The sequence below is a fragment of the Aeromonas sp. 600527 genome, assembly GCF_049175415.1.
GTDB lineage: Bacteria > Pseudomonadota > Gammaproteobacteria > Enterobacterales > Aeromonadaceae > Aeromonas > Aeromonas veronii_A.
The window spans coordinates 82,427-108,911 of sequence record NZ_JAAKVA010000015.1; the positions used below are offsets into that span (position 1 = coordinate 82,427).

At 58.3% G+C, this 26,485-nt stretch carries 20 protein-coding genes; 8 read left to right on the forward strand and 12 right to left on the reverse strand.

Going from position 1 to position 26,485, the window contains the following annotated elements; translation table 11 throughout:
* Positions 1-94 precede the first annotated feature (94 nt).
* The 6 genes from G5154_RS16890 to G5154_RS16915 form a co-directional block, all read right to left on the reverse strand.
* Positions 95-2,011, reverse strand: a complete 1,917-nt coding sequence (locus G5154_RS16890; RefSeq protein ID WP_421212156.1) for a putative bifunctional diguanylate cyclase/phosphodiesterase — start codon at positions 2,009-2,011, stop codon at positions 95-97.
* A 1-nt stretch (position 2,012) separates the two neighbouring features.
* Entirely contained in the window at positions 2,013-2,495 is a 483-nt protein-coding gene (locus tag G5154_RS16895; RefSeq protein ID WP_115520969.1) for a molybdopterin-dependent oxidoreductase, read from the reverse strand.
* A gap of 332 nt (positions 2,496-2,827) precedes the next feature.
* Positions 2,828-4,729 (reverse strand): DEAD/DEAH box helicase, encoded by a 1,902-nt coding sequence (locus tag G5154_RS16900; RefSeq protein WP_421251437.1) that lies wholly within the window; start codon positions 4,727-4,729, stop codon positions 2,828-2,830.
* 180 nt (positions 4,730-4,909) lie between these two features.
* Positions 4,910-5,371 (reverse strand): hotdog fold thioesterase, encoded by a 462-nt coding sequence (locus G5154_RS16905; RefSeq protein WP_421212157.1) that lies wholly within the window; start codon positions 5,369-5,371, stop codon positions 4,910-4,912.
* A 168-nt stretch (positions 5,372-5,539) separates the two neighbouring features.
* Positions 5,540-6,028: a hypothetical protein gene (locus G5154_RS16910; protein ID WP_421251438.1), complete on the reverse strand. Its 489-nt coding sequence runs from the start codon at positions 6,026-6,028 to the stop codon at positions 5,540-5,542.
* Entirely contained in the window at positions 6,028-9,099 is a 3,072-nt protein-coding gene (locus G5154_RS16915; RefSeq protein WP_421251439.1) for an FAD-binding and (Fe-S)-binding domain-containing protein, read from the reverse strand. Before G5154_RS16915 ends, G5154_RS16910 begins: the two co-directional genes overlap by 1 nt.
* 167 nt (positions 9,100-9,266) lie before the next feature.
* Here G5154_RS16915 and G5154_RS16920 point away from each other — a divergent pair, with 167 nt between their 5' ends.
* From G5154_RS16920 to G5154_RS16935, 4 genes are all read left to right on the forward strand, one after another.
* The gene (locus tag G5154_RS16920) at positions 9,267-10,193 is read left to right on the forward strand and encodes a cation diffusion facilitator family transporter (RefSeq protein ID WP_421251440.1); all 927 of its coding nucleotides are present in this window, start codon (positions 9,267-9,269) and stop codon (positions 10,191-10,193) included.
* A 301-nt stretch (positions 10,194-10,494) separates the two neighbouring features.
* A complete protein-coding gene (locus G5154_RS16925) occupies positions 10,495-12,030 on the forward strand; it encodes a TerC family protein (RefSeq protein WP_266135625.1) in 1,536 nt (511 codons plus the stop codon).
* 196 nt (positions 12,031-12,226) lie between these two features.
* Positions 12,227-13,348, forward strand: coding sequence for an alkene reductase (locus G5154_RS16930; protein ID WP_216979002.1), 1,122 nt, complete (start codon positions 12,227-12,229; stop codon positions 13,346-13,348).
* A 146-nt stretch (positions 13,349-13,494) separates the two neighbouring features.
* Positions 13,495-14,481 carry a zinc-binding dehydrogenase gene (locus tag G5154_RS16935; protein ID WP_337072959.1) on the forward strand — a complete coding sequence of 329 codons (987 nt, stop codon included), beginning with the start codon at positions 13,495-13,497 and terminating at the stop codon, positions 14,479-14,481.
* A gap of 113 nt (positions 14,482-14,594) precedes the next feature.
* Here G5154_RS16935 and G5154_RS16940 read toward each other — a convergent pair whose 3' ends face one another.
* Positions 14,595-15,659: an adenosine deaminase gene (locus tag G5154_RS16940; RefSeq protein ID WP_216979004.1), complete on the reverse strand. Its 1,065-nt coding sequence runs from the start codon at positions 15,657-15,659 to the stop codon at positions 14,595-14,597.
* A 198-nt stretch (positions 15,660-15,857) separates the two neighbouring features.
* Here G5154_RS16940 and G5154_RS16945 point away from each other — a divergent pair, with 198 nt between their 5' ends.
* From G5154_RS16945 to asnB, 4 genes are all read left to right on the forward strand, one after another.
* Entirely contained in the window at positions 15,858-16,607 is a 750-nt protein-coding gene (locus tag G5154_RS16945; protein ID WP_005337281.1) for an HAD-IIA family hydrolase, read from the forward strand.
* Between the two features lie 54 nt (positions 16,608-16,661).
* Positions 16,662-18,236: a cation:proton antiporter family protein gene (locus G5154_RS16950; RefSeq protein ID WP_159158691.1), complete on the forward strand. Its 1,575-nt coding sequence runs from the start codon at positions 16,662-16,664 to the stop codon at positions 18,234-18,236.
* 125 nt (positions 18,237-18,361) lie between these two features.
* Complete coding sequence (locus G5154_RS16955) at positions 18,362-18,730, forward strand: cupin domain-containing protein (protein ID WP_216979005.1); 369 nt, start codon at positions 18,362-18,364, stop codon at positions 18,728-18,730.
* Between the two features lie 192 nt (positions 18,731-18,922).
* A complete protein-coding gene (asnB, locus tag G5154_RS16960) occupies positions 18,923-20,587 on the forward strand; it encodes an asparagine synthase B (RefSeq protein WP_005361356.1) in 1,665 nt (554 codons plus the stop codon).
* 317 nt (positions 20,588-20,904) lie between these two features.
* Here asnB and G5154_RS16965 read toward each other — a convergent pair whose 3' ends face one another.
* The 5 genes from G5154_RS16965 to rfbA all read right to left on the reverse strand — a co-directional run bounded on the left by G5154_RS16965 (position 20,905) and on the right by rfbA (position 26,446).
* Complete coding sequence (locus G5154_RS16965; protein WP_216979007.1) at positions 20,905-21,411, reverse strand: hypothetical protein; 507 nt, start codon at positions 21,409-21,411, stop codon at positions 20,905-20,907.
* Positions 21,412-21,471: 60 nt separating this feature from the next.
* Entirely contained in the window at positions 21,472-22,806 is a 1,335-nt protein-coding gene (locus G5154_RS16970) for a capsule biosynthesis protein (protein ID WP_421251441.1), read from the reverse strand.
* Between the two features lie 7 nt (positions 22,807-22,813).
* Entirely contained in the window at positions 22,814-24,847 is a 2,034-nt protein-coding gene (locus G5154_RS16975) for a capsular polysaccharide biosynthesis protein (protein ID WP_421251442.1), read from the reverse strand.
* A 106-nt stretch (positions 24,848-24,953) separates the two neighbouring features.
* Positions 24,954-25,505 carry a dTDP-4-dehydrorhamnose 3,5-epimerase gene (gene rfbC / locus G5154_RS16980; RefSeq protein ID WP_216979010.1) on the reverse strand — a complete coding sequence of 184 codons (552 nt, stop codon included), beginning with the start codon at positions 25,503-25,505 and terminating at the stop codon, positions 24,954-24,956.
* Positions 25,506-25,567: 62 nt separating this feature from the next.
* Positions 25,568-26,446: a glucose-1-phosphate thymidylyltransferase RfbA gene (rfbA, locus tag G5154_RS16985; RefSeq protein ID WP_040094731.1), complete on the reverse strand. Its 879-nt coding sequence runs from the start codon at positions 26,444-26,446 to the stop codon at positions 25,568-25,570.
* Positions 26,447-26,485: the final 39 nt, after the last annotated feature.

Below are 26,485 nucleotides of genomic sequence, written 5' to 3' on the forward strand. Positions count from 1 at the left end.
CTGGCATTAGCGACCACATGGTCGCCTTCTTTATTGATTCGGCTAGAGGAACAACATCAGATAGCTTGTGGTGAAGATGAAAAGATACAGCTCTCTAACCCAGTGCGACCTCCTGCATGATGCTCCGATTGATAAAGTAGCGATGGCAGAACAGCAAAAAGTCCTGCACCGGCAAGGGTCTCGAGTAGAAGTAGCCCTGAATTTCGTCCACCCCGATACTCAACACCGCATTCAGCTCATCGTTGTTCTCCACTCCTTCCGCCACCACCCGCACACCGAGCTGATGAGAAAGACTGGTAATCGCCTCGACGAACAGGGCCTGTCGGGTGTCATTGTCGATGGCTGTGATAAATGAGCGGTCGATCTTGAGCTTGTCGAAATAGAGTTCCCGCAAGTAGGAGAACGATGACCAGCCAGTGCCGAAATCATCGAGAGCCACGCGCACTCCGATCTGACGCAGGGTGTCGATGATCTGCTTGCTCAGCTCTATATCATCCAGAGCAATAGTTTCGGTCAGCTCGACGATCAGCTGTTGCAGGCTTAGTGGTCCATCTTTCATGTTCTCTTCCAGCTGGGCTGCCAACCCCATATTGAACATGGAGCTGGAAAGGTTAACCGAGATCTCCAGCGGCTCAATCAAGTCGCCAGGGAAAGTGGCAAGATCATGTTGCAAGCGCCGGAAGACCCATAATCCCAGCGCCTCACCCAAGCCGTTCTCCTCAGCGAGCGAGATGATGTCCAGGGGCGGTATAAAACCGTACTCAGGATGATTCCAGCGGATCAGCACCTCAGCCCCCAGTCGCACCCTACCTTGACCACGGACAATGGGCTGATAGTAGAGGCTCAACTGCAAATTACTGTGGTGCTGGATCAGCTCGCGCAACTCGGTCGACAAACGGCGGTTACGCAGATAGTGCTGATACATGCTGCTGGAGAAAACCACGTAACGATTCAGCCGCTTGCGCTTGGCACTGTCGAGAGCGATATCGGCAAACAGCAGCATCTCCTCCGGCGTGTGTACCGGTCGCACGTACTGGCTGATCCCCATAAAGACCCGTACCCTGTGGGCGGGGTCGGTCGCCAAGGCGAGCCCGGCAAGCTCATTACGCAGCTGTTCCAGAAATGGAAAGCGCAGATAGGTGGGCATGACACCGGAAATAATGATGGCAAACTCATCGCTACCTGTGCGGGCGGCAAAGATACCGTCAACCGATACCGCGCGGATCCGCCCGGCCAGTTGCGTCAGCAATGCATCCCCCGCCTCGTAGCCCAAGCTGTCATTCACCTCCCTGAAATGACCAAGATCCACCAGACAGACAGTCACACTACTGGGACGCCCTTTATGTCCCGTCAGCTGTTTGAGGTGTTTGATCAGGGAGGCCCGATTTGGCAAACAGGTTAACGCATCATTCCACGCCAGAAAGTGCTGGTGGCGCACTTCGCGAAACAACATCAGCAGCATCACCACGGTCGCCAACATCAGGAAGGCCAGAATGAAAAAGTTCTGGGTACGCGACGAATTGAGCACCTCCCGCTGGGCAATGGCGGATGGGCCGGTGAAATTTTTCACCATCACATCGCGGATCGCGGCCAGATCCCGCGCCAACTCCTCGGCGAAGCGAGCAAGTTCTTTTGAATCTCGCCCTCCACTGATCACGTCCTGCTCATACTTCTCGAACAGGGCCATGATATTGCCTGCTGCCTGTTCAGCCCCAAAACGCGTTCTCACTGGCCTGGCTTCATCCCCGTGCAGGAAGACATCGAGCCGGTTCCAGGCAATATCAAAGCGCTTGTTCATCTCCTCCTGACTGGTCGAACCGGTACGATAGAGAGAAAGAGCCTCATCAAAGCCACGGATTTCCAGCTCCAGCTGCGCCAACGCCCAGGCGGAGAGTTGGGTATAGCGGGTCACAGCATTAAAAGCACGGTCATAGTTCCAGACCGACCAGATGGCGACCCCCAAAAAGGTAGTCACCATCAGGATCAAGCTCAGAAACTTGCCGCGCAGCATCTTATTTGCTCTCAATCGCCGTCAGTTGCCACACCATCCGGCTGTGATAGAGCTCCTTGTTCAGCTCCGGGTGATCAGAGAGGGGATAGATGATCCAGAGCGGCCCCTTGTTGCGCAGGGTCAACGCCTTGCCATCCTGCTTCTCGGCCAGCAGTACCGCATATTTATCTCCATCTTCCAGCGGCACAGCCGCCCAGTAATCATTGATGGCGACCGCCTTGACCTCCCCACTCTTGAGACCATACATCTTGACCAGATCTCGCAGCAGCACGCCACGATAGGTGTGGTCCCCCTCGGTCCAGGGGGTCTCGGTCTTGACCTCTGTCTGAGGTAAGGCCTCAAACTCGGCCCGGGTCAACACGACCTCTCCTTTACCATGGCAGCAGCCATCCCCCTTGATCTTGAGGAAGGGATCATCAGCCAACACCATGCCAGAAACGAGACAGCCGGATAACAGCAGCATCCTGCCAAGCCATCCACCCATGATAGACCTCCGTATCGTACTGTTTGTTTTATTGGTTTCACTCAGCCCACCCACATGACAACGGCAGAGTCACAATGCAAAACAATGTTGCTGCAACCAGCTCACCACAACAGGCAACCAGCATCAGGCTGTACCCGAATGCCACCAAAAGCATGGCATCCTGGCTCCGAATGTCACAACTGCATCGGAAAATATTCATCTCCCTTTGGCTCTCGACCTGGCTTGTGGAACAGAAATATGACCCCACACAGGCAAACTGACGGTACAGTCCCTATCGCAGATACAAAAAAAGGCCGCTCAATGAGCGGCCTTCTTCATAACGGGATCAGCAATCAGCTTTCGCGACGCTTGCCACCGAATTTGCGATCTTTGTTGAAGCCACCTTCACGGCGCTCCCCGCTCTTGTTGAACGGACGGTCACCCTGGGGACGGCGATCCTTGTTGAAAGGACGGTCGCCACGGAACGGACGATCACCACGGGGCGGACGGCTGCTGGTGTTGCCACTGGCCGGCACCTCGGTGTAGCGAGTGATCTGCAGCGGACGCTGGCAAACACGGGCTTTCTTGATCACTTCCAGCACATCGGCGCTAATGCCCTTGGGCAGGTCAACGGTGGAGAAGTCGTCAGCGATGTCGATGTTGCCGATGAAGCGGCTCTCGATGTTCGCTTCGTTGGCGATGGCGCCCACGATCTGGCCCGGCTTGACACCGTGATGGGCACCCACGTCTACGCGGTAACGCTCCATCTCCACATCCGGGTTGTCTTTCAGCGGACGCGGCTCCAGGGACGGCATGCGACGGGCCGGACGATCGCCACGGTCACCGAAGTCACGACCGCCGCGATCGTTGAAGTCACGACGCTCGAAGCCACCACGATCGTTGCTGTTGTTGAACAGCGGATCCGGGATGGAGTCATCCAGCAGCAGCGGTTGGTCGCCCTGTACCAGCTTGGCCAGTGCGGCAGCCAGCTCCAGCGGATCGGCAGAATCTTCTTCGATCAGCTCGTTTACCAGGTTGTGGTAGATCTCGAGCTCTTCGCCCATCATGGTTTCGCGGATGCGCTCCTTGAACTTGGCCAGACGGTGCTGGTTGATGTCCTCGGTGCTCGGCATCTTCATCGGCTCGATGGCCTGACGGGTTGCGTGCTCGATGGCGCGCAGCATGCGGCGCTCGCGCGGAGCCACGAACAGGATGGCCTCGCCCTTGCGACCGGCACGACCGGTACGGCCGATACGGTGAACGTAGGATTCGGTGTCGTACGGAATGTCGTAGTTCACTACGTGGGTGATACGCTCAACGTCCAGACCACGGGCAACTACGTCGGTGGCGATCAGGATGTCCAGCTGGCCCTGACGCAGTTTGTCAACGGTACGCTCACGCAGCTTCTGCGGGATGTCGCCGTGCAGCGCTTCACAGGCGTGGCCACGGGCGGCCAGCTTGCCAGCCAGCTCTTCGGCAGCGTTCTTGGTACGTACGAATACCAGCAGGGCTTCGTAGGATTCCACTTCCAGCAGACGGGTCATGGCGTCCAGCTTGTGCAGACCGGTTACCTGCCAGTAACGCTGGCGAATAGTGGTAGCGGTAGCAGTCTTGGAGGCGATCTTGATCTCTTTGGGCTGCTTCAGGTGCTTCTGGGCCACGCGACGGATCTGCTCCGGCATGGTGGCAGAGAACAGAGCAACCTGACGAGAGCTCGGGCACTGCTCCATGATCCAGTCCACGTCGTCGATGAAGCCCATACGCAGCATTTCGTCCGCTTCGTCCAGCACCAGAGCTTTCAGGCCGGAGAGATCCAAGTTCTTGCGACGGATCAGATCCATCACGCGGCCCGGAGTACCGACGACAACCTGGGCACCACGACGCAGGGCGCGGGTCTGGGTTTCGTAGGAGGCACCACCGTAGATCGGCAGCACGTGGAAATCAGGCATGTGGTGGGCATAGCGTTGGCACGCTTCAGCCACCTGCAGCGCCAGTTCGCGGGTAGGCGCCAGCACCAGGATCTGGGTGTTGCGGTTACCAGCTTCCAGACGAGACAACAGAGGCAAGGCAAAAGCAGCGGTCTTCCCTGTACCGGTTTGCGCCTGCCCCAGCAGATCGTGTCCCGCCATCAGGTGGGGAATTGCTGCGGCCTGGATCGGTGACGGGCGCTCATAGCCCACGTCCTGCAGCGCTTTCAATACAGGCGCGGCCAGTCCAAGCTCACTAAAAAGGGGCAGTTGTTCGGTATCAGACATAGATTCTTCCAGATTAAGGCAGGCGGCTAACACCGCGGAATAGCAAAAAGGCGGCGATTATAGCGCCACTTTGTTCTGCTGTCTTGAAAAATGTGATAAGCCTCTCAAGACGTTGGCAATTATAGAGGGATCTGGCGAGTATGGCTTGCTTATTTTGCACTCATAGTGCGTTATTGCAGATCACTCCTCGCTGGAGTCCTTGCCCCGCTTGTGTTTGAGCACCGCCATGGTCAGTCGGCTGGTGCACAATAAACGCTCACGTTCGTCCCGAATTTCAATCTGCCACACCTGGGTTGTTGCCCCCAGATGGAGCGGCGAGCAACGCCCGGTCACCATCCCTTCCCGCTTGGCCCGCAGATGGTTGGCATTAACCTCCAGCCCCACACAATAACTATCTGGCCCCACTGCCATGTTGGCGGCAATCGATCCCAAGGTTTCTGCCAGCACCACAGACGCGCCGCCATGGAGCATGCCAAGAGGCTGGTGAGTGCGATGATCCACCGGCATAGTCGCTTCCAGCCAGTCTGGGCCAAAGGCGGTGTAGAGGATATCAAGATGGGCCATCAGGGTGTTGCGAGAGGTGGCGTTGAGCCCCTCAAGGCTCATAGGCTTACGCCAGATGGGCGCAATATCGTGACTCATTGCGAGCAGACTCCTTATGTAAGCGATGAATGCGTAGCGATATGAGTGAAACGCCCTCCATCGGCAAAATGTTTCAGTTATTTGAGTGGTTGGTTACCGGGTGACGTGGTAACAACGCAGCCCCGACCCGGAGCTGCATGTTACACAATCATGCCCTTAAGCGGGATGTCACCAAGGGTAGGTAACGCCGGGCCACTCAGCCCAGGGCACATCTCGTCCCGGTAGGCGGGGTTCTGGCCACTGCCACACACTGGCGAGCCACTCGCGCAACTGCGTCTCCAGCTCCTCATCAGCGATGGGCGCCTCGGCCACCTTCCAGAAGAAGAGTTCGACCTCCACCTCCGGCAGCACCGATGGATAGAGGTAGACGCCTCCCCAAAACTCAGGCTCCCGATCCGGACTCCAGAGGCCATAGGCAAAGGAGCGCTTGGCCAGAAATTCCGACTGCTGCCACTCCAGATCCCCTTCGTGCTGGCTCAAGCTGAAATTGGCAGAGGGCCAGACATCATTCAGACGAAACAGTTGATGCAGTTGCTCACGCTCGCGCAACATGGCGACAAACTCTACCACCGCCTGAGCAGGGGTAGCGGGCAGTAGCAAGAAGCATGGGTGCCGATAGGCCTTCGGCACCCGAAACCGCTTGGGGAAACGCAGCATCAGAGCAGCTCCAACAGGGCTTGCAATGGATGTTTTAGCTTCTCCCCCTCCATCCGCTTGACCTGACTGCGGCACGAATAACCGGTCGCCAGACAGCGTCCCCTGGGCAGACGAGCGAGTGGCTCGGCCCAGCTCAACCCATAAATTCCCTTGGAATTCTCCACCTGTTTGACGTCGTGGCCATAGGTGCCCGCCATACCGCAGCAACCCACAGAGACCGGCTGCAAGCTGGCCCCGAAACGGCCAAACAGGGTACTCCAGTCGCCGTGAGTGGAGGGCTTGGCGGTCTTCTCGGTGCAGTGGGCAAAGAGATACCAGGGCTCGCTCCCCTCCTCGCTCTTTGCCTTGTTGGCACTAGCAGGCAGTTGATCAGCCGGCAGCGAGAGCAGCCACTCCTGAGGCAGCATCACCTGAAAATCACCGCGGGCCGACCCCAACGCCTTGGCATATTCGTCGCGATAGCAGAGCACCATGGCCGGATCCACCCCCACCATGGGAATGCCAAGCGCCGCCACCTTGTTGAGGAACTGGGCGCTGTTGGCAGCTGTGCGGGCAAAGGCACGCAGGAACCCCTTGATATGCTGGGGTTTTCCGTTGGGTTTAAAGGGCAGCAGGTAGGGCTGGAATCCGAGCTTGCTGGCGAGTTTCACCAGGTCGCGCACCACGGGGGCATCATAATAGCTGGTGAAGGGATCCTGCACGATGAGCACCACCTGCTTGCGCTGCTCGGCACTCATCCGCTCCAGTCCCGGCAGATCAAAATAGCGGGCGCGGTTATCGTGCAGGCTCTCGGCAAGGGTAGGCACCGAGAGCAGCGGCACATCGACCATGCCGATACTCTTCTCGGTCGCCTTCTGGGCCCACTCTTTTTCGAGGAAGAAGTTGACCAGCTTCGGCGCCTTGGCAAGCAGCGGCGCATAGCTCTCCACCGTGCCGACGAAGTAATCCTTGGGGGCGCGCAGGTAGCGGCCGTGGTAGAGCTGCATAAAGCGGGCGCGAAAATCGGGGACATCCACCTTGATCGGGCACTGGCTGGTACATGCCTTGCAGGCAAGGCAGCCGGCCATCGCCTCCATCACCTCGTGGGAGAAGTCATACTCGCCGCGCTGTTTGGCCCAGCTGTTGCGCACCTTGTCCACCAGCTGTTTGAAGCGCACACCACCGGATTGCAGCGCCACCTCTTCCGCCAGCGGGTCGAAGCCCTGCTCCGCCAACTGACGCAACCATTCACGCATCAGGCCCGCCCGCCCCTTGGGGGAGTGGCGGCGATCGCGGCTGATCTTGACCGAGGGGCACATGGGGGAGTCGGTCTCGAAGGTGAAACAGAGGCCGTTGCCGTTGCAATCCATAGCGCGGGTGTAGCTGGTGCGCACCGCGAGCGGGATCTGGCGGTCATACTTGCCACGCTTGGGGCCATCCACCGACACCAGCTCGGCGCCGCTACCGTAGGGGATACAGATCTTGCCCGGGTTGATGCGGTTGGCCGGGTCGAACGCCCCCTTGACCCGCTGCAGCTCTTCCCACAGCTCGCCAAAGAAGGCGGGGCTGTATTCGGAGCGAAAGCCCTTGCCATGCTCGCCCCACATCAGACCGCCATATTTGGCGGTAAGGGCCACCACCTGATCGGAGATGCGGCGCAGCAGCACCTCCTGCTCGGGATCGCACAAATCCAGCGCCGGGCGCACGTGCAGCACACCGGCATCGACGTGGCCAAACATGCCGTAGTCGAGGCCGTGAGCGTCCAGCAGGGCGCGAAACTCCATGATGAAATCAGCCAGCGACTCTGGCGGCACCGCGGTATCTTCGGTGAAGGCCACAGGCTTCTTGCGCCCTTCGGCGTTGCCCAGCAGCCCCACCGACTTCTTGCGCATGGCGTAGATGGTCTCGATGCTCGGCAGGTGATCACACACCTGATAGCCGATGATCCCAGCTTCACCCTTGGCCAGCAGCGCGTCGATACGGCGGCATAGCTCAGCTACCTTGACCTTGTGCGCAGCTTCGTCGGTGTCGGCAAACTCGACAATGTTGAGCCCCTGCAGATCCTTGCCGGGCACATCCTGAATAAGTTCTTTCACCGAATGCCAGATGATGTCGGCGCGGGCCAACCCGAGCACCCGGGAATCCACCGTCTCCACCGACAGCGCTTGGGCCTCAACCATAAAGGGGGCGTTGCGCAGGGCGGAGGGGAAACTGTCGTACTTGACGTTGACCAGGGTGCGGTAGCGCGGGATTGGCGTGATATTGAGTTTGGCTTCGGTGATAAAGCCGAGAGACCCTTCAGATCCGCACAGTACCCGGCTCACATCCAGCGTGTCGGTATCGGGTTGATAGAGGTGCTTGAGATCGTAGCCGGTCAGAAAGCGGTTGAGCTTGGGGAAGGTCGCCTCGATGTCGGCTCGGCGCTCCTTGCCGATACGATAGAGGGTGCGATAGATCTCCCCTTCCCGATTCTCCAGCGCCAGCTTGTCGGCCAGTCGCTCGCCGGTCAGCGGTTCGGTCGCCATCAGGTCGCCATTCTCCAGCACGGCTTTGAGGCCGAGCACGTGATCCGAGGTTTTGCCGTATACCAGCGAGCCCTGCCCCGAGGCATCGGTGTTGATCATGCCACCCAGAGTGGCGCGGTTGGAGGTGGAGAGATCCGGCGAGAAGAAGTAGCCGTGAGGCTTCAAATAGGCATTGAGCTGGTCTTTCACCACCCCGGCCTGGGCGCGTACCCACCCCTCTTCCAGATTAATTTCCATGATCTGGTTCATATGACGGGAGAGATCGACGATAATGCCGCCGCCCAATGACTGACCGTTGGTGCCGGTACCGCCACCGCGAGGGAAAAAACTCAGAGTGTGGTACGCCGGCTCAGCCGCCAGCTTGAGCATCACTGCTATGTCATCCGCACTGCGCGGATAGAGAACCGCTTGAGGTACTACCTGATAGACACTGTTGTCCGTCGCCATCGCCAACCGGCTTGCATAAGACTTTTCGATATCACCACGAAAGGCGCTGCGCCCTAGCAACTCTAGGAACGACAGGGTTGTGGGTGACAAACTGTCCTGGTAATCGAGTCTCGGGATCATGAATCCTTGTTCCCTTATTTTGCTTGATGCCGGCACCCCGGCGACTACGACTGGCCCCTCGCCTATCAATGGCAATCAGGCCAGTCCGCTCACATGTGAGCGGGCAGTATATCAGCTAGAAAACCCCTTGCGCGTAGCAATATTAACCATTTGAAAGGAGGACTTTTATGGCTCACCACAGCCATGTTATCAGTACGCTGGTCACCACAGAGAAGCAGGCACTCACCCTGTCGCTGTTTGGCTGCATCACTTTCGCCATCTTCGGCATCAGCTACGGCCTGTTCGTCGGCTCCAATGCCATCATGCTCGATGGTATTTTCACCCTGTTCAGCATGGGCATGACGGGCCTTGGCCTCATCACAGCCTATCTTGTTACCCGCCCCTCCGATGACCGCTTCCAGTATGGCTACGCTCATTTCGAGCCCATCGCCAACGTCATCAACGGCTCCATTATTCTGCTGCTCTGTCTGGCGGCACTCTACAACGGCGTCACCACCCTGCTTGCTGGCGGACGGGAGATCGATCTCGGCCACGCCCTTATCTATGCCATTGTCTCCACCTTCTTCTGCGCCATCCTCTACCGGATTGAAGCCCAGGTCGCCGAGCAGGTTGACTCCGAACTGGTGAGGGTCGACTCGAAGGAGTGGCTGGTGGATACCCTGCTCAGCGCCACTCTGCTGATTGGCTTTGTGGTTGCCATCGGCCTCGATGCCATCGGCTACGGCCAATACAACCGCTACATAGACCCGGTGCTGGTCTCGCTGCTGGCCCTCTGTGCCACCCTCATTCCCATCAAGGTGCTCGGTCGCAACCTGCGGGAAGTGCTGAAAATTGCCCCCAGAGGGGATGTCTCCCAACTGGTCGAGAGCGAAGTCGAGGCGCTGCGCCAGCGCCATGGCGTCGAGTGCTACAGCCATCTGGCCAAGAGCGGGCGCCGCTTCGATCTGGAATTGAACATTCTGGTGGCACCGGGCCAGGAGTGGCCGGTCGAACGGCAGGATGCCCTGCGCCAGGAGCTCTGGTCCCGCCTCGGCGATAGCCTTGGCGATGCCTGGCTGTCGGTCTGTTTCACCCGCGAAAAGCGCTGGTTGTAACGACCGCACGGGGGAGCGCGACACGGCCGCCTCCCCCTGTCGCATCACAACCCCCGATTACGCCCACTGACGCAGCTCTTGCCAAATCGGCGCCAGCCGCTATCATCAGGGCTCATTTTTCACCCGAGGTTTTATTGCCCATCATGGACAATCCCCGAAGTTGCCCTTCGTCTCTCTCTGTCAAAGCCTATCTTTTTCTGCTTAATCAGCGCCTCTGAATAACACCTTTGCCTTGCTGTTACTGCGGCCATCGTGCGCCGTGATCACTCTCTGCTCTGTCTGTTTTTATTGAGGTCATACAATGGAATTGCTGCTGGATCCCCACATCTGGATTGGTCTGTTTACCCTGATCATTCTGGAAATCGTGCTGGGGATCGACAACCTGGTCTTTATCGCCATTCTGGTGAAAAAACTGCCCCCCGCCCAACGGGACAAGGCACGCATCATCGGCCTGTCGCTGGCCCTGCTGATGCGACTTGGGCTCTTGAGCGTCATGTCATGGCTGGTCACCCTGACCACCCCGATTTTGCACCTGTGGGATCACCCCTTCTCCGGTCGGGACCTGATCCTGATGGGAGGCGGCCTGTTCCTGCTGTTCAAGGCTACCTCCGAGCTGCATGAGCGGCTGGAAGCCAAACCCCAGGATGACGGCCCTGTCGGCGCCTACGCCAGCTTCGGCGTGGTGATCGCCCAAATTCTGGTGCTCGATGCGGTCTTCTCGCTCGACTCCATCATCACCGCCGTCGGCATGGTGGAGCACCTTGGCGTCATGATGGCCGCCGTGACCATCGCCATGGTGGTGATGGTGCTCGCCTCCAAGCCGCTGACCCGCTTCGTCAACGCCCACCCGACCGTGGTGGTGCTCTGCCTGAGCTTCCTGCTGATGATCGGTTTCAGCCTGGTGGCGGAGGGCTTTGGCTTCCATATTCCGAAGGGCTACCTCTACGCAGCCATCGGCTTCTCGGTGCTGATCGAGTTTTTCAACCAGCTGGCCCAGCGCAGCGCCATGCGTCACGAATCCAAGCTGCCCCTGCGTGAGCGCACCACCGCCGCCATCTTCAAATTGATGGGGAGCAAGGCGTATCAGGACAGACCGGATGACGATCTGGATGCCGCACCTGCCGAACCGCTCAGCTTTGGCGAGGAGGAGCGCTATATGGTGACCGGCGTGCTGTCGCTGGCCGAGCGCTCCATTCGCACCATCATGACCCCGCGCTCCGAGATGGCCTGGATCGATATCAACGACTCCAGCGACGAAATCCGTGCCCTGCTGCAGCGCGAGCCCCACAGCCTGTTCCCTATCTGTGACGGGGATCTGGACGAGGTGATCGGGGTGGTCAAGGCGCGCGACCTGCTGTTTGCCTTGAACGAAGGGCAATCCTTGAGCGAACTGGCCAAGCAGAACGACCCCATTATCGTGCCGCAGACCATCAACGTGATTAAGCTGCTGGCGGAGCTGCGCAAAGCCAAGGGGAGCCTTATTCTGGTCTCCGACGAGTTTGGCGTGATCCAGGGGCTGGTCACCACCCACGATCTGCTGGAGGCCATCGTCGGCGAGTTGCCGGACGAGGACGAAACCCCGGATATCGTGCGCGATGGCGAAGGGTGGCTGATCAACGGCAGCACCAACATCCACCATGTGGAACAGGTGCTGGAGCACGAGGGGCTGGTGAGCGAAAGCGACGAGTACGTGACCCTGGCCGGCATGCTGCTCTCCCACTTCGGCACCCTGCCCACCCCGGGTCAGCAGTTGCAACTGCAGCAGCTCAACTTCGAGGTGATCGAGGTGAGCGAGCGGCGCATCGAGCGGGTGAAAGTGATGCCCGCCGCGGCTTGAGCCAGCCACCGGCAGAAAACAGAAGAGGGCCAGACGGTCCTCTTTTTTATGCTTCAACTTTATGCCTCAACGCCTCCTTTCCTGGCGGGTTGCACTGATTGCTGCATCAAGCACAATTCTCTTGTGCAATTCCCCCTCTTTTTCACAACAAGATGGCGGCATAAAGTGGCCTCACTTCCACCATGAGGAACTCAAGATGAGCCACGATCACCTGTTCTGCCCGCTGCGCCTCGGCCAGCTGCACCTTGCCAACCGCATCGTCATGCCCCCCATGACCCGCTCCCGTGCCAGTCAGCCCGGTGATGTGGCCAACGCCATGATGGCGAGCTACTACGCCCAGCGCGCCGAGGCGGGCCTGATCATCAGCGAAGGCACCCAAATCGACCCCATGGGCAAGGGCTATGCCTGGACGCCGGGCATCTACAGCGCAGAGCAGATCGCTGGCTGGAAGCTTGTAACCGATGCCGTGCACGCCAAGGGAGGCACTATCTTCGCCCAGCTCTGGCACGTGGGCCGGGTCACCCATCCGGACAACATCGGCGGTGCCCAGCCCATCTCCGCTTCAGCCCTGCCCGCAGTGGGCGTCAAGGTGTTCGTCGATAACGGCAGCGATGTGCCGGGCTTTGTCGAGACCGTCACCCCGCGCGCCATGACCCAAGCCGATATCGATGCGGTGGTGGGCCAGTTCCGTCAGGCGGCTCGCAACGCCATCAGCGCCGGTTTTGACGGCATCGAGCTGCACGCTGCCAACGGTTATCTGATCAACCAGTTCCTCGACTCCGAATCCAACGCCCGCACCGACAGCTACGGCGGATCGCTGGAAAACCGGCTGCGCTTCCTCAAAGAGGTGACCGAGGCAGTCAGCAGCGAAATCGGCGCCGATCGGGTCGGGGTGCGTCTTGCGCCACTCACCACCCTCAACGGCACCGTGGATGCCAACCCGCAGGAGACCTATCTGGCCGCCGCCCGCCTGCTGGGCCAGCTCAACGTGGTCTACCTGCACATCGCCGAAGCGGACTGGGACGATGCCCCCCTGATGCCGGAGAACTTCAAGCAGGGTCTACGGGATGCCTTCCCCAACACCCTGATCTATGCCGGCAAATATGATGGCAAGCGGGCTCGCGCCGCCCTCGAAGCGGGCTGGGCCGACATGATTGGCTTTGGCCGCCCCTTCGTTGCCAACCCGGATCTGCCGAACCGTCTGCGCCACGGCTATCCGCTGGCCCCCCACGATCCGGCCACCCTGTTTGGCGGCGGCGAGAAAGGGCTGACCGACTACCCCGTCTATCAGGCCGAGGACGCAACCACCAGCAGCTGATTGCCGATGGCCAACCAGCCATGTAACGCAGGCCCCACAGGTTGGGGCCTGCCGTATTGTTGCCCATTCGCAGCAGTGGCAGTTTCTCTATATTGCTGTTGCAATGATCTCGTTGTTATCTCCCCTCGCTTTCACAAGGAGTCACCATGAATCACACCCAAGCCTGGTGCTGGCATGCCCCCGGTGAACCGACCCAGCTGACCCTCGCCGATCTGCCCCTGGCACCGCTCGCCCCTGACGAGGTGCTGGTGGCAAACCGGGTTATCGCCTTCAATCCGGTGGACTGGAAGCTGATCGAATATGGCCACTCCCACTGGCAGGACGGTCAGGTGCCCGGCGTTGATGGCATGGGCACTATCATGGCCCTCGGCGCCAACGTCAGCCATCTGCGCCTCGGTGCCCGGGTCGCCTATCACACCGACCTGCGCCACCACGGCAGCTTTGCCCGCCACACCAGGGTACCGGCCCGTGCCCTGCTGCCGGTGCCCGATGCCCTGAGTGACGAGGCCGCCGCCGCCCTGCCCTGTCCCGGTCTCACCGCTTGGCAGGCACTGGCCAAGCTGCCGCGCCTGCACGGGGAAGCACTGCTCATCACAGGTGCCGGCAGCAGTGTCGGCCGATTTGCGGTGCAACTTGCCCTCCAGCAAGGAGCGCGGGTCTTTGCCAGCGCCAGCCCACGCCACCATCAGTGGCTCAAACAGATCGGCGTGCAGGGGGTGGCCGATTATCGGGAACCAGACTGGCTGGCCACCTTGCAGGCCGCCAACGGCAACGAGCCGTTCGAGGGGATCATCGATCTGGTCTCGAGCCAACAGGCAGAGAGCCTGCTGCCCGCCCTTGGCTACTACGGCCATATGGTGACTGTGCTGGGGCGCATCCCGCACAATCCGCTGCCCGCCTTTGCCCATTGCCACTCGTTACACGAGATTGCACTGGGTGCCCAGCACGCCTTTGGCTCGGACAAACAGTGGAGCCGACTGGTCGCCGCCGGGGTCGCCATGATGGCGCAGATGGCGAGCGGCGAGCTGACCCTACCGCCGCTGGTGGTGGGCGACTTTGAGGCACTGCCTACCCAGCTCGAGCGCTTCAAGCGCGAAGGACAGGGCGAGAAGTTTCTGGTGCGAGTGGCGTAATACAGCCCTCCTCCAGAAATCACACCAGCCTTTAAAATAAGAGAGGCCCGCCAGTGATGGCGGGCCTCTCTTTATATCTACTGCATGTCATCTCGACTTCATTGGCGCCTGACTCAATGCAGGATCACCCCGTGAGTCGCGGCATAACTGCGGATCTCCCTGGTCAACCGCGCCTTGTCGGCCAGAGAGAGCCAGCTCGCCTCCACCGCATTGAGCGACAAGCGACATAGCTGACTCATGGTCGCGCCAAGGCCATCGGCCAGCGCCGCAAAGTTGGCATTCATATAGCCGCCAAAGTAGGCGGGGTCGTCCGAGTTGATGGTGACGCAGAGCCCCTGCTCCAGCAGCCGCAGCACATTGTGCTGGGCCATATTGCCGAACACCTTGAGCCGGGTGTTGGAGAGGGGGCAGACGGTAAGCGGCAAGCGGGTATCGGCCAGATAGCGCAGCAGCTCGGGATCATCGGCCGAGCGCACTCCGTGATCGATACGGCATACCTGCAGCTCGTTGATCGCCTGCCAGATGTAGTCGGCAGGCCCCTCTTCGCCGGCGTGGGCCACCACCGGCAGCCGCAGCTCGCGGCATTTGGCGAAGACCCTGGCAAACTTGGTCGGCGGATTGCCCCTCTCCCCCGAGTCGAGGCCGATGCCGTGAATGCGCGACAGGAAGGGCATAGCCTCTGCCAACGTAGCGAACGCTTCATCCTCGCTGAGGTGGCGCAAAAAGCTCATGATAAGCCGCCAGCTGATGCCAAACTCCCGCTCCCCAGTCTGCAGCGCCCGCTCGATACCGCCCAGCACAGTAGCAAAGGGGACGCCGCGGGCGGTGTGGGTCTGCGGGTCAAAGAAGATCTCCACATGCACCACCTTGTCAGCAGCGCAACGTTCAAGATAGGCCCAGGTGAGGTCGAAAAAATCCTGCTCGGTCACCAGCACGCTGGCGCCGCGATAGTAGAGGTCGAGAAAGGATTGCAGGCAGTCAAAATCATAGGCGGCGCGCACGCTGGCCACATCAGGCCAGGGCAGCGGGATGTTATTGCGGCGGCCCAGCTCAAACATCAGCTCGGGTTCGAGGCTGCCCTCGATATGCAGGTGCAGCTCCAGTTTCGGCAGTCCGGCGATAAATTGCGCGGCGGTGAGGTGTTCGGATGTGACGGGCTTGGGAATCGGGGTGTCCATAGCGACGGCTCCAGCAGCAAAGTGATCCCGGCGTCAGCCCCTCCACCAGACTGACACCATGACAACTTTATTGTGCACCCAAGTGGCGAGACAGGGGAGACTTGTCATCAAACAGACTTATAATGGCGTCACAAAAATCATAAATGATTGAACATCTTACCGATTGGCGGCTCGCCTGCGCCTTGACAAGGAGTTTTCATGAAGAAGAACGTCATCTGCGATATCGACGGTGTCATCCTGCACAACAACGATCTCATCCCAGGTGCTGACCGTTTCGTCCATCGCCTGCTGGAGCAGGGCAGCAAGCTCTTGTTCCTCACCAACTACCCGGCCCAGACCCAGAAAGATCTGCAAAACCGCTTCCGCTCCGCAGGTATCGAAGTGCCGGAGGAATGCTTCTACACCTCCGCCATGGGTACCGCCGATTTCCTCAAGCGTCAGGATGGCAAGAAGGCCTATGTGATCGGTGAAGGGGCGCTGACCCACGAGCTCTACAAAGCCGGTTTCACCATCACCGATATCGACCCCGACTTCGTGGTGGTAGGCGAGACCCGCAACTACAACTGGACCATGATGCAACAGGGGGCCAAGTTCGTCGATCAGGGGGCCCGCTTTATCGCGACCAACCCCGATACCCACGGCCCCATGATGCACCCGGCCTGCGGCGCCCTGTGCGCCCCCATCGAGCGGATGACCGGCAAGAAGCCGTTCTATGTCGGCAAGCCGAGCGCCTGGATCATCCGTGCGGCGCTCAACCGGATGGAGGCCCACTCCGACGACACCATCATCATCGGCGACAACCTGCGCACCGACATTCTGGCGGGCTTTCAGGCCGGTCTCGAGACGGTGCTGGTGCTCTCTGGGGTGAGCAAGGTCGCCGACATCGACCGCATGCCGTTTCGCCCGAACCATATTTTCGACTCCGTGGTCGATATCGATATCGTCTAATCACCACCCAAGCGTTAAACAGGGCAGGTCTCTCCTGCCCTTGCAGGATCTGTTATGGAACCCATTCTGATCGCCGTGGCTTTTGGTTGCGGCATGGTAGTCAATCTGATTGGCCTGCCCCCCCTGCTCGGCTTTCTGGCCGCCGGTTTTATCCTCAACGGCATGGGATATGAAAATACCCCCGCCCTGAGCGAAGTCGCCGATCTCGGCGTCACCCTGCTGCTGTTCACCATCGGTCTCAAGCTCAATATCAAGACCCTGATGCGGCGCGATGTGTGGGGCACCACCAGCCTGCACCTGCTGCTCTCCACCCTACTCTTTACTGTGGTGCTGCTGGTCTGCAAGGGGCTGGGGCTTGAACTTGCCCTCTCGCTTGACTGGAAACTGGCGCTTCTGCTGGGCTTTGCCCTCTCCTTCTCCAGCACCGTCTTTGCGGTCAAGGTATTGGAAGATCGCAGCGACATGAATGCCCTCTACGCCCGCATCGCCATCGGCGTGCTGGTGATGCAGGATGTGTTCGCCGTGGCCTTTTTGGCGTTTTCCAGCGGCAAGTGGCCCAGCATCTGGGCGCTCTGGGTACTGGGGCTGCCGCTGCTGCGCCCGCTGCTGTTCAAGCTCTTGGAGCGGGCCGGTCACGGCGAGTTGCAGGTGCTGTTCGGGGTCTTTCTGGCGCTGGTGGTGGGGGCGGCCGGGTTTGAAGTGGTCGGCCTCAAGCCGGATCTCGGGGCGCTGATCATCGGCATGATGCTCGCCTCTCATCCGGCAGCAGCGGGCCTTGCCAAGGCGCTCTTCAACCTCAAAGACCTGTTTCTTATCTGCTTCTTCCTCACCATCGGTCTCAACGGTCTGCCGACCCACGACACCATGTTGCTGGCACTGGCGCTGGTACTGGCCCTGCCGCTCAAAAGCGCGCTCTACTATCTGGTCTACAGCGGCGCTCACCTGCGGGTGCGCACCGCGCTGCTCTCGACCCTGGCGCTCACCAACTTCTCGGAGTTTGGCCTGATCGTCGCCGCCATCGCCGCCAAGGCGGGCTGGCTCTCCCACGAGTGGCTGGTGGCGGTCTCGCTGGCACTGGCGGCCAGCTTTATGATCTCTGCCCCCCTCAATGCCCAGAGCGAGCGCATTTACCACCGCATCGGCCACTGGCTGCGAGGATTGCAAGCGAGCAACCTCCATCCGGAAGACAGACCCATAGAGCTTGGCGATGCCGAGGTGATCATCCTCGGTATGGGGCGGATCGGTCAGGGGGCCTACTTCGAGCTGGAGAACAAGTACGGCAACGTCATCCTCGGGGTGGAGAACGACAGCGAGAAGCTGCCCACCCTGCGTGCCCAGGGGATGAACGTCATCGAGGGGGATGCCACCGATACCGACTTCTGGGACAAGGTGCTGCTCTCCAATCAGGTCAATCTGGTGCTGCTGGCCATGCCCCACCACTCGGGGAATCTCTACGCCATCGAGAAGCTGCGCAGCCACGGGTTCAACGGCAAGATCGCTGCCATCGTCCGCTTCGAGGATGATATCGCCTCCTTGCAGGAGCAGGGGGTGGATGCGGTGTTCAACGTCTACAACGAAGCGGGCAGCGGCTTTGCCCGTCATGTGATCCGCCGCTTGCAGCCGCTTTGAGTCGTCGGCCAGCAGCCCTTGGCAAGGGAATGCGCATCGTTTAAGTTATGCACAATCTCGTTTAATAAAACAAACGCGGGCCGGGATGGCCCCGCGTTCCTATCTGCCGAAGCCAAGGAGGCACCATGAAGACCCTCAACGACTGGATCCTGCTCGACCGCCACGAGGCGGCCCCTACCCCGCTGATGCCCGCCCCCGAGCGCATTAAAGCGGGCAACCCGAGCCAGACGGTGTGGAACCACTACTCCGACCCCCGCCAGCAGTTTCACGTCGGCTTCTGGGCTTGCGAGCCCGGCCGCTGGGCCATCCACTACACCGAACACGAGTATTGCCAGCTGCTGGAGGGGGATGTGGTGATCCATGACAATCTGGGCGGCCAGCTGGCCCTCAAACCCGGCGATCAATTCGTCATTCCAGCCGGTTTTGTCGGAGAGTGGGAGACCCTCACCCCCTGTCGCAAGGTCTACGTCATCTTCGAACCCGCCTCGACTTGACGTTCACGTCACCCTGCCCCGTTGCAGCAGCCCTTATCCTGTTGATCCGCTTGACGCTTACGGCATGATTTTCTGCGGTTTTCCCGCTTGCAAAAGGTTTTTCCGCTAGGCATTGTGTCTGACGAGGAATGTAAATGGAATTTCGAGCCCAAACGTGGGGGGCTCATATAAAAATCAAGAGGATTACCGCCAATGTGTTCAATTTTCGGCATTCTGGATATCAAGTCCGATGCAGTAGCCCTGCGCAAATCGGCGCTGGAGATGTCCAAGCGACTGCGTCACCGCGGGCCTGACTGGTCCGGCGTCTATAGCTCCGACAAAGCCATTCTGGTGCACGAGCGTCTGGCCATCGTCGACCCTGGCAATGGCGCCCAGCCGCTCTACAACCCCGAGCGCACCCATGTGCTGGCGGTTAACGGCGAGATCTACAACCACAAAGAGCTGGAGAAAACCCTCAAGGTCGACTTCCAGTTCCAGACCAAATCCGACTGTGAAGTGCTGCTGGCGCTCTACAAGGAGAAGGGCCCGGCGTTTCTTGACGATCTCAACGGCATCTTTGCCTTCATTCTTTATGACGCCGAACAGGATGCCTACCTGATTGGTCGCGACCACATGGGGATCATCCCCCTCTATACCGGTCGCGACGAGCACGGCAATTTCTATGTCGCCTCCGAGATGAAGGCGCTGGTGCCGGTCTGCAAGAGCGTCGAAACCTTCCCGCCGGGACACTACCTGTGGAGCAAGGATGGCGAGCTCAAACAGTGGTACAAGCGCGACTGGATGGAATACAGCGCGGTCGAGCACAACGTCAGCGACAAAGCCGAGCTGAAAGCCGCGCTGGAAGCGGCGGTCAAGCGCCAGCTGATGTGTGACGTGCCTTATGGCGTGCTGCTCTCCGGCGGACTGGACTCCTCCGTTATCTCCGCCATCACCAAGCTCTATGCGGCGCGTCGCATCGAGGACGATGGCAAGAGCGAAGCCTGGTGGCCGCAACTGCACTCCTTCGCCGTCGGTCTGGAAGGGTCGCCGGATCTCGCCGCCGCCCGCAAGGTAGCCGATCATCTGGGCACCATCCACCACCAGATCCACTTCACCGTGCAGGAGGGTCTGGATGCCCTGCGCGACGTCATCTATCACCTGGAGACCTATGACGTCACCACCATCCGCGCCTCCACGCCCATGTATCTGATGGCCCGCTACATCAAGGCGATGGGGATCAAGATGGTGCTCTCCGGTGAAGGCTCCGACGAGCTGTTCGGTGGCTACCTCTACTTCCACAAGGCGCCCAACGCCCGCGAGTTCCACGAAGAGAACGTGCGCAAGCTCGCCTCTTTGCACCTCTATGACTGCCTGCGCGCCAACAAGTCGATGGCCGCCTGGGGTGTGGAAGGTCGTGTGCCCTTCCTCGACAAGGAGTTCATGGACGTGGCGATGCGCCTGCAGCCGGCTGACAAGATGTGCGGCAAGGGCAAGATCGAGAAGCACATCCTGCGCGAAGCGTTCGAGGACCTGCTGCCCCACGAAGTGGCATGGCGCCAGAAGGAGCAGTTCTCCGACGGTGTAGGCTATTCGTGGATCGACAGCCTGAAAGCCATGGTGGAACAGGAAGTGACGGATCAGATGTTCGAGGCGGCCGCATTCCGCTTCCCCATCAACACCCCGCTCACCAAGGAGGCCTACTTCTACCGCGCCATCTTCGACGAGCACTTCCCGCTGGAAGCCGCCGCCCGCACCGTGCCCTACGGCAAGTCGGTCGCCTGCTCCACTCCCACCGCGCTGGAGTGGGATGCCAAGTTCAAGGAGATGGCCGACCCGTCTGGCCGCGCAGTAATGGATGTGCACCAGCAGGGCTACTAAACCCAGACGGAGCAACCCAAGCGGGTAAACGCCAGATAGCAAAAAGCCCCTCACCATGGTGAAGGGCTTTTTTATTTTCCGAATTATTCAGACGCAATCAACATTGATAAATAAATATGCTGTTGACTCCATCTTGAATAAATCCAACATCATTGTCGCCCACATAAAAAAGTGATCTTCAACTTTCTATTTTTTTCAGAAAAACTTGCCCTTTAATATATAGATAGTAACAAGAAGCGTGTATTTCTCAGCAACCATGAATGAAAAGTACGTGGTAAAGTTACAAATTAAAACCTTGCAGCAATATATCCGGGCTATTATAGCGTCCATCGCAATGTAAATGTGGTGACCGCAACATGGTCTCCTCCTGGTACCCAATCAACCTTGGGTGCATAGCCTATTTCCAATGCAACCGATTTATAACCCAATGTCACCATCGGTAATGCAGCAAAACCATCAATACCCGAACCGTTGAGATAACCGGCCTCCATGCCAACTCCGGCAAATACATGTTCGGTGAGATACCACTCTTTTCGATAAGAGACACCGGCATAACCTGCTGTATTCTCGAGAGAATCTCGATAAAAACCACCGCGAAGCGCCAGTTTCCCCGTGTCGCTGTCACCCAAGAACACCCACGCCAATCCCAGCCCGGGGTTAAAACCATTAAAATCACAGGTCTTGCTCTTGCTTCCTGTACCTTTTGAGCAATGACTGTGAATAGATGCGCCGTGAATAATCAGTGAAAGATCATGATCAGCTGCCATGGAAAAAGTCGGCAACCCCAATAACCCAATGGATAACAAGCAACCGTGAATGTTCATGTTAACCTTCCTGGTTTTATTTACCTCTCACTAACAAACTAACGCAAAATTCAGCAGACTTCAAACGAGTAACATCAGAACGGTTGAACCCACAGATGTAAACGGGTCGGTAATACTGTCGAGAGTCGACAGCCAGGGCAATGTAAGGCACATTGTTTTATTCACTCTCATACGGCGTTCCGGTGATACAACACCATCTCCCAGACAGGACTTCGAAAGCTTCATTTTTTCCATGACCGCCTGCGCACTCATATTCAAATGACGGTAAAAACTGGCATTGAGCTGGGTCAGATGGAGCAAGGAGTGGCGCACCCGCTTGAATGTCTCGGCACATACCGGGCTCTGCTTGTGCCAGAAGGAGGCCAGCGAGCCTTTGGTGGTCAACCCGGCGATATCATAGAGTGCCCGTCCCATACAAAAGGTGGGCACGTCATGGAGCAGGGCAGAGAGGCCGACCGTGCTGTTGATGGTAATAACCCCCTTGAGCAAGGGATAAAGGGTCGGCAGTGGCAGTTCATAACCGTAAAAGACCCTCCCCTCCAGGCCAAGTACGGCAATGAGTCGATTGATCTGGGCGCGATAGCTGACATAGCCCCGATCCATGGGGTGATGCTTGAACAGCAATATATCTTCAGGCTTGGCATACTGCGCAAACGAGTTGATCACCTGCGCAACCATCTCCTCGACCCCGCTCAAGTCTGAGTGTTCCCTGATTTGAAAGTCTTCGGTCACTTGCAATGGCACGAAAAAGATCCGTCCAGCGTGCCGGGGCAACGCCTTGAGCAGGGCGCGATCCTGACGCACGTTTCCATACTTCACCATGGCCCCGCAGACCCACCCCATCGCCTCTTGCACCAGACTCCAGGGGCGATGATTGACGAAGTGGGGATAACGCCAGCGATACAACGACTTGTTGATGTGGTAGCGACTGGCATACCAGGCGCGCACGGCGAAGGTCTTGCCCACCTTGAGTGAACTGTCATAAGGCTCAGGCCAATCCAGTTGGGCAAGTTGATCGCGCCGCTCATACCAGGGGCTGAAGGCATTGACCCCCCCTTGCTCAAGGGTCACATAGTCAGGCCTGAGGTACCCCTCTTCCATTGCCCAGAATGGCACTCGCTTCAGCTTGCAGATGCGACCTGCCTCCAGATGGTAGTAACGGCAATCCCCGTAACAGATCACCGCATCAATACCATGCTGCTTGAGCACCCGGCGAAAGAAGGCGTTCCAGCTCTCCGGTTTGCCGCGAAAGCGCAGATTTTCTCCAGCACAGGGCCAGCACTCATCCCCGCCATTGAACTGGATCTTCACCACCTGATGTCCCGCCTCGGTCAACTGACGACTCAGGGTCTGAAAGAAAGGACCAAGCGGTCCTTGCAGTAACAAAATCTTCATTAACGACTTATCTCAAAAACGGGGAGAGAGAGGGGCGCTGCATGAGCGTCTGGATCAAATAACCGAACTTGAGCTGCCAGCGTTGCCAGCGGCTCGCTTTCTGAGCTGATGAGTGTCCCTGTGTCGCCAACTGGTGGATCAACTGCTCAGGGCTGATCCAGAGCCCGGTTTGCCAATCCAGATAGAGTGGATAGGCGACCAGCGTCAGATAGACCAGTGCTGACAAAGGCAGCGTGCGCTGACGGCGAGCAGGCGGATTGGCATCCGTGGTCAGACCCCAGCCACTGTAAAAGGGTTGGCCCCAGGTCGTCACTTTGACTCCCTGCACCAGCGCCTCGAAGCCACTGAGTGACGTCATGGTATGCAGCTCATCCACATGGGGATACAGACTGGTGAGGCCAACATCCAGCACCTGACTATCGACACACTCCGCCAGACAAGCCGCAGAAATCGCCCCGCCACGGTTGCCCGCCACCACATCAGGATGCGGTTTGTAGAGAATATGAGCGTCGGGTTTGGCCGCTCGCACCGCCCAGAGCAACTGCTCGTTGCTGCGAATACACGGGCTACCGGTCAGAATAGAGGCATCACCATCCACCTGCCCCACCACCAACACCAGTTGTCGACCATCCATGGGCGGTGAATAGGGTTGAATCTCCCCCACGTTGTACTTGCTGATCTGATGTTGACGAAGCAACGAGATCAACCTCTCTCCACGTTCAATCTCCGGCTCGGTCAATTGCTGATAGTTGAGCAACTGCTCCAACCCGCTGGGGGTTCGGCTATCAAAATAAATGCCGACCGGATCCAGTGACAGTGACGAAGGACGGCACAGGTTGGAACCCAACCCTTTCGAGCGGATAAAGCCGTCTTCGACCCGTATCGCTGAAACCAGCTCGGGATAGCGACTTCCCCACACCAGAACCTGCTCATCACCAGTCAACCGCTTGGGAGGCTTGCTAACAAAACAAAGCTCCTCGGCCAGGTGATGACAAAACGCCTGCATAAAGGCGCGCTTCCACAGCGAGAAACCGACCAGATAAAGCCTGCGCCAACGTGGAGCGGGCTTTTGCTGGCGAGCGATGATGGCAATGACCTCTTCCACTTCACAACGCTGGCCAAGCACGGGGTCCAGATAGCGCGGGTAGCAAATCAAGGCTGCCGCGACCAGCTGGGCGAGCGACACGTTTACGTTGCGGCGCTCGCACTGCTTGCTGTCATGGGTCAGCCCCCAACCGGCATAAAACGGCATACCGAAGCAGTAGACCGGCTTGCCCAGCAACAACCCCTCAAAACCAAGCTGGGATGAGACTGTATAGACAGCATCCACCGCATTGAGCAGCGCATGAGGATGACAATGCTCGGCAACCACTTCAACATCATTTAGCTGCAAGCGCGCCAGCACACCGCTTTTCTTGCCAAAGCGCGTATCGGGATGGGTGCGCAGCAGCAGGCGCGCATCGGGATGATTGCGGCGCGCCGCCTCCACCATCGCCACAAAATCAGCTTCACTGGCCAGCGCCCCCGGAATGGAGAGATCTCCCGCCACCTGATCGACCAACAGGACCCTGGGTTTGGCGCTCTGCTGCAACCGCGCGGCCAGCGCCGATGGCAGGCCACCCTCCCCCCCTTGTGCGGCGAAACGACTCACGCTGCCATGGTTGGCAGCGTGAGCCGGCACAGTGGCATAACAGTTGTATTTGGTGATCCCGAGGTGAACCAACTCACTGATCAATCGCTCGGCCCGTGCCAACATCTGTGGCTCGCACGGGGCGGCAATCAACTGCTCAAGCTGGCTGGGCTGGCGGGCATCGTAATAGATCCCCACAGGATCGGCGATCAACGAGACCGCCTTGCCCCCCCTGGCGGGATGACCGATATAACCGATAAAGCCATCTTCCAGCTGCCAATAGGACAACCCTAACGCTTGTGCCTTCTGCTTAATCTGCCTGGTATTGGCTTTTTGGCCCCAGCCAACTAAAACATCATTTTCAGAGAAAGAGACGGCCCCTGCCATATGACGTAATGAGCAACCAAGCATAGGTTCAATATTGTTTTTTCTGGCAAGAATACCTTTCGAACCCGTATATAAATCCATATTATCTCAGCGAACTAAAGACTCCCTGCAGTAATGCAGGGAGTGTAATTTAGATAAACAGGTCTGCGGTCGCTAATGACTTGGCAGTACTATCTTTTGCAGAGGTCAGGATATCCGCGTTTAACTCGGGCCACTTAATACCAATAGAGGCATCATTCCATGCAATGCCTCTATCACTTACGGGGGCATAGTAATTGGTTGTTTTATACAAAAACTCGGCCGTCTCTGTCAGAGTAACAAAGCCATGCGCAAATCCTTCCGGGATCCACAGCTGTCGCTTGTTTTCTCCAGAAAGGTGAACGCCTACCCATTGCCCGAAGGTCGGGGAGCTTTTACGAATATCTACCGCTACATCAAACACTTCACCGGCCACACAACGCACCAGTTTGCCCTGAGCATGGGGCGGCAACTGATAGTGCAATCCACGCAACACCCCTTTCGATGATTTGGAGTGATTATCCTGCACAAACGTCACCGGATACCCTACCGCCTCTTCAAACAACTTGTGGTTGAAACTTTCAAAGAAAAAACCTCGCTCATCACCAAACACTTTTGGCTCAAAAATAAGCACATCTGGAATTGCTGTCTTGATTACATTCATCTGTCTATCCACACTTGCTTCAATTTTTAATGGGGGAAGTATTTTCCCTCCCCCATATCACATCAGGCTTTGGCAACCATTCTTAACAGATATTGTCCATACGCATTCTTTGCCAACGGCGCTGCAAGTTCACGCACCTGGTCGGCATTGATAAACTTCTGGCGATACGCAATCTCTTCCGGGCAAGCCACTTTCAATCCCTGACGGGTCTCGATAGTTTGAATAAAGTTGCTCGCTTCAATCAGGCTTTCATGGGTTCCGGTATCCAGCCAGGCATAACCACGGCCCATCATGGCCACCGACAGATTGCCTTGCTCCAGGTAGATACGGTTCACATCGGTAATTTCCAGCTCACCTCGGGGCGACGGCTTCAGGCTCTTGGCGATCTCCACCACGCTGTTGTCATAGAAATAGAGGCCGGTCACCGCATAGTTGCTCTTGGGCTCCAACGGCTTCTCTTCCAGAGAGATAGCGGTCCCCTCTTTATCAAATTCCACCACCCCATAACGCTCGGGGTCATGCACATGGTAGGCAAAGACGGTCGCGCCACTCTCTTTGGCCGCGGCGGCTTCCAACTGTTTCTGCAGGTCGTGGCCGTAGAAGATGTTGTCCCCCAGCACCAGCGCACAGGGGTCTGAGCCGATAAACTCTTCACCCAGAATAAAGGCTTGCGCCAACCCATCCGGGCTTGGTTGCACCTTGTACTGCAAATTCAGGCCCCACTGGCTGCCATCACCCAGCAATTGCTCAAAGCGGGGAGTGTCTTGCGGCGTGCTGATGATCAAAATATCGCGAATTCCCGCCAGCATCAGGGTGCTGAGCGGATAGTAGATCATCGGCTTGTCATAGATGGGCAACAGCTGCTTGCTCACTGCCATGGTCACCGGATAGAGACGGGTGCCAGAGCCACCGGCCAGAATAATGCCTTTACGTTTGGTCATGATGCTTGTTTCTTATTTTTAAATTGCAAAAGAAAAGGG